Source organism: Pseudomonas sp. GM21 (genome assembly GCF_000282215.1).
GTDB lineage: Bacteria > Pseudomonadota > Gammaproteobacteria > Pseudomonadales > Pseudomonadaceae > Aquipseudomonas.
Genome location: NZ_AKJS01000174.1, coordinates 1 through 4569, shown reverse-complemented (window position 1 = coordinate 4569; position 4569 = coordinate 1). Strand labels below are relative to the sequence as shown.

Here is a 4569-nt window from a genome sequence, read left to right as displayed (position 1 = left end):
CATTTCCATGCTGATCACCCTGTGTTCTCCTGCTCAAAAATTGAGCAGAAGCAGTTGAACACCTGGGTCAGTTTTCAGTCGGCAGAACAGCCTTTACTGGGTCAGTTTTCGGTCAGCGGCAACAGCCAAGTATTCGGTCCAACAGAAGAAGATGCAATACCAGATCAGAGTTTGGTTAAACACGACATCTCACTTTTGTCTATCCGAATATCGATGCATCAGTCAAAAAATCTGCAACCACCAGTGTCAGCTCAGCCTTCCATATGCGCGATATATATTGCACCGGATTTAGCTAGGACTAAGGATACTCCATGAGGTAGCCTATAATAGTATCGAATAAAAATAGTAGGTAAATCATACAGTTATTTAGATATTCGACTCCTGGTGCCACCATATAGAACAACGAAAAAGGCTCACCTTGCGGTGGGCCTTTTTCGTTTATGGGGCTTTCGCTCCTGAATGTTCCCCGATTCGTGTTCGCCCGCCTATTTCGGTCACTTGCGCCCCTCCCGCCGAGAGTCATCATGAGTGCGTATCGATTCATCCAACTCCGGCACCGCGCATCTACAAACCTCACCGAAACGATAAGCGGTCACTGTCGCAAATCAACGAGGCGGCATAATGGCAGCAGTGCTTATGCACAATCTGCCACTTCACTCCGCCGTTGCGAGCCCCTTTTGTAATGAACACCGAACGACATTACTCGATCATCCTGGAGCACAGCGCCGAGGTGCTGCTTGAGCATGCCTCCATGGCGCAGTTAGAGGCATTTTGGGACGCCAACGATACTCGCTACTTCGGGTTGCGCATGGAGGACGAACACAGCGCGCACGCACGAGTGATTGTTACGGACGACGTCCCCGACGAGGAAGATATGGAGCTTTTTGGTCTGTAGAAAAAAGGGCACGGATTTAGTTTTCCAACTGGTGCCGGCGCCATACACAACAAAGCCCTCGTAGAAATACGAGGGCTTTGTTGTGTATGGCGTGTAAAACGCGCCTTAGTGACCAGCGCTCTGCCCACCATCCACATGCAGGATTTCCCCGGTGACAAAGTTGGCGTTATCCAGATAAACAACCGCCTGCGCAATGTCGCTGATCTCCCCCATGTGTCCAACCGGGTGCAGATTCCCCAGCGCTTCATGCGTTTCCTCACCATGCATCGGCGTCTTGATGATGCCTGGGGAAACCGCATTCACCCGGATCCCGCGCTTGGCGTACTCAATCGCCAGGGATTTGGTCGCCGCGTTCAATCCACCTTTGGTCAGCGAAGCCAGTACCGACGGCACACCATCAATCGCGTGGTCCACCAGACTGGTGGTGATGTTGACGACGTGGCCTTTGCCTTGCTTTTCCATCTCGGTGATCGCGAGTTGGGTGATGTAGAAGAAGCCATTGAGGTTCACCGACAGCACTGCGGCGTAGTCTTCAGCGGTGTAGGCGGTGAACGGTTTGGCGATGAAGATCCCGGCGTTGTTAACCAAAGTATCGATACGGCCAAAACGTGCGATGGTTTCACGGATGACATGCTGCGCGACCTCCGGATCGCCGATGTCGCCCGCCACGGTGAGGATGTCCGGATCGGTAGACGGCTTGATCGAACGCGACGTGGCAACAACCTTGTAATCAAGATCACGGAAAGCCTTGACCATGCCTGCGCCGAGGCCTTGGGATGCGCCGGTAATTACGATGACTTTTTCCGAATTGCTCATGATGAACCTCGACTAATAAAAGATGATTTAAAAAGTAAGTAATCAGGCTTCGGCGGGGGCCTTCGCCATTTGTCTCAGCATTTGTTCGTAGTACTCGACCGACTGCGATCCGGCCACCAGATGACGACCGTTAAGGATCATGGCCGGGACCGAATTGATCCCGTGCTGGCGGTAGAACGCTTCAAGCTCACGCACTTCTTTCGCATACGCTCCGGACGCCAACACTTCTTGTGCAGCCGCCGCGTCCAGTCCCGCGTCACTGGCCAGACGAACCAGCGTTTCGCGGTTGCTCGGGTTCTGGCCGTCGGTGAAGTAAGCGCGGAGTAAAATCTTCTTCAGGTCGACCTGCCGCCCTTCCTGCAACGCCCATAACAGCAATCTGTGCGCATCAAACGTGTTGTAGAAGTGGGTGCGCTTCTCCAGATCGAATGTGAAACCGATGGCCTCACCACGAGCGATTTGCATTGCTTTGCCAGCGGCGACGTCCTCGGCGGTGCGTCCATATTTGCGCATCAAATGCTCGACGGCTTTCTCGCCGACCGCCGGCATGTCCGGGTTCAACTCAAACGGCTTGTAGGTCAGCTGGACCGAGACTTCACCGGCCACGTTCCTGATCGCCTGCTCCAGTGCCGTCGCACCCAACGCGCACCACGGGCACACCACGTCGGAGACAAAATCGATGGAGACGGACGCGGTCATGACTTGCCCTCCGCCTCAGCCAGTTGCTTGCGGTACTGGGTGGTGGTGATGCCGGCGTAGCCCCAGTTATCGGTGTCGACTTCTTCGATCACGATGTGGGTCAGGTGCGGATCCTTTTTGAGAACGCGTTCCAGGGTTTCAGTGATTTCGACGATCACCTGAGCTTTCTGCTCTGAGGTAACGCCATCGCGGGTAATGCGAACGCTGACAAAAGGCATGAGGGAATCTCCAAGTGACCTGCCCTTCGGAATGAATGGGTAGGCGTTGGAGCTCAATGTAGGGAGTTAGCTGGAGGGGATAAAGGTGGGGGCGGGAACATCATTAGTTACTTGGTGTAATGAGTTTTATCGCGCAGACAGTAGACAAATGATTTTGCATCCAAAACCATCAATCGCCCAAACGACTATCAGAAAGCGTCCCTTCTGCACTCAAAATAACCCGGAAACAGCAATCAACCCGCCTCCAGGTCGGACTCCGGACTTTATCCTAAATTATGGCTGGCCAATAATTATGGCGTATCCATAAAAAGAGGTAATTGCATGAGCAGCATTTTTCAGCGCCCTGAATTGGCCGAAGAAATGGCGAACCAGCTTCTCAATCCGGGCGTTCTCGATGAAGGTTTGCGCTCAGGTCTGTTTTTATCCGGCCTGCGCAGGACCGGTAAAACAACATTCCTGAGGAGCGATCTCATCCCTGCTCTGGAAGAAGCGGGTGCTCTGGTCATTTACGTCGACCTATGGAGTGACACGCTAGCCAATCCAGCGACACTGGTGCATGACGCCATCCGTAAAACCCTGCAGGAGCTCCAAACACCAGGCTCCGGTTTGCTCGAAGTGCTCAAGCGTGTCAGTGGTGCTGATGTGGGCGCTGCAGGATTCAAATTTGGTTTCAAACTCGGCAGCATTGGGAACTCAGGTGGGCCAACGCTGGCGCAGGCGCTGACAGAGGTTGTCGATCAAGCGAAAACCGACTTGGTGCTGATCATCGACGAAGTGCAGCACGCCATTTCATCCGATGATGGTAATCAGCTGCTTCTGGAACTCAAAGCAGCTCGCGATGCGATCAATCCTCGACCAGATACACCGGGGTACTTTCTGTTTATTGGAACGGGATCGCACAGGGCGCAAGTCAGCGAACTGACGGCGAAGAGGGACCAGGCATTTTCTGGGGCGACATCGACAGCGTATCCGGTGCTGAAAGGGGATTACGTTGAATATTTGCTTAACCGGCTCGCTGCGACGGTGAAGAAAGAAAAGCTACCTTCACTCGAAGTCGCCATCGAAGCATTCAATACCTTGGGAAACCGGCCCGAGGAAATGCTCAAAGCGTTGCGACAACTCATGCAGCAAGAAGGTGATCCCGATCTGTTCTTGCCTGTTATTGCCAGCACTTTGCGCTCGGCAGCGGCCAGCATCGAACTAGAAAAAGTGGAGCTGTTAGGCAGCCTGGCTCAGGCTATTTTCAACAAAATCGCGTCTACGGAAGGCGATGCTCGGGGGATTTTTTCCATCGATGCTGCGGCTGAGTATTCGAAGACTGTGGGCCGTGAGGTGCGAGTCGAAGAGATTCAGCCGGTGGTGATTGCGCTGGTTGCCGAGAACATCATCATGCGACGCGGGCATGGGATATACGCGATTACTGACCAGTTTGTTCAGGAGATTTGGCTGGAAGAGCGAGCGTTGATTGAAGCTAGTTAAATCTAAAATTGCACAATCGGAATACAAAACAATGAAAAAACTTCCGTTGTTCGGCTTGCATTGAGAGCAAATAACAACTCCCAAGAGCCACCATATAATATTCTATGTCAACACCACCTTCATGCCTTCAGCATTATAGAAGGCGATAAAAGATAAGTCGCAATCCTATTTACCTCAATACACTTTTTGAGGACTGCACGTGTTTCTATCTCAATTCCTGGCGGTAACAAAGGTAGTTGGTTGTATGGCCTTTCAGCCTGCCATGGCAGTAACGGTTCGGTCATGGATGCGATCCTGGTCATTTTGTATATTTTTTGAGCAGAAATAGCCTTCACTCATGTCGCCAGTGTAGACATCAGGCCATAACGTGTCGCAATTTTTCACTTTTTGCGACACGTTATGGGAACGTGTCGCCGCGGACGACATGTTGGCGACACGTGTCCCCCCGGTGTCAGGATAGTT

The 4569-nt window shown here is 52.5% G+C and carries 7 protein-coding genes; 3 read left to right on the top strand and 4 right to left on the bottom strand.

Going from position 1 to position 4569, the window contains the following annotated elements; translation table 11 throughout:
• On the top strand, nucleotides 1-315 hold a 315-nt coding region (locus tag PMI22_RS32190; protein ID WP_238543984.1), incomplete at its 5' end, for a hypothetical protein.
• A gap of 367 nt (nucleotides 316-682) precedes the next feature.
• Nucleotides 683-895 (top strand): hypothetical protein, encoded by a 213-nt coding sequence (locus tag PMI22_RS03275; RefSeq protein ID WP_007948735.1) that lies wholly within the window; start codon nucleotides 683-685, stop codon nucleotides 893-895.
• A gap of 105 nt (nucleotides 896-1000) precedes the next feature.
• Here PMI22_RS03275 and PMI22_RS03280 read toward each other — a convergent pair whose 3' ends face one another.
• Genes PMI22_RS03280 through PMI22_RS03290 form a run of 3 tightly spaced genes read right to left on the bottom strand, consistent with a single transcriptional unit; the run spans nucleotide 1001 to nucleotide 2628 of the window.
• A complete protein-coding gene (locus PMI22_RS03280; RefSeq protein ID WP_007948734.1) occupies nucleotides 1001-1711 on the bottom strand; it encodes an SDR family NAD(P)-dependent oxidoreductase in 711 nt (236 codons plus the stop codon).
• A gap of 42 nt (nucleotides 1712-1753) precedes the next feature.
• Entirely contained in the window at nucleotides 1754-2410 is a 657-nt protein-coding gene (locus PMI22_RS03285; protein ID WP_007948733.1) for a DsbA family oxidoreductase, read from the bottom strand.
• A complete protein-coding gene (locus PMI22_RS03290; protein ID WP_007948732.1) occupies nucleotides 2407-2628 on the bottom strand; it encodes a tautomerase family protein in 222 nt (73 codons plus the stop codon). Before PMI22_RS03290 ends, PMI22_RS03285 begins: the two co-directional genes overlap by 4 nt.
• Before the next feature lie 321 nt (nucleotides 2629-2949).
• Between PMI22_RS03290 and PMI22_RS03295 the strand changes: the two genes are divergently transcribed.
• Nucleotides 2950-4107, top strand: coding sequence for an AAA family ATPase (locus PMI22_RS03295; RefSeq protein ID WP_007948731.1), 1158 nt, complete (start codon nucleotides 2950-2952; stop codon nucleotides 4105-4107).
• A gap of 252 nt (nucleotides 4108-4359) precedes the next feature.
• On the opposite strand, the gene PMI22_RS32185 is transcribed toward PMI22_RS03295, so the two are convergent.
• A partial coding sequence (locus PMI22_RS32185; protein WP_007948730.1) for a hypothetical protein occupies nucleotides 4360-4569 on the bottom strand: 210 nt, incomplete at its 5' end.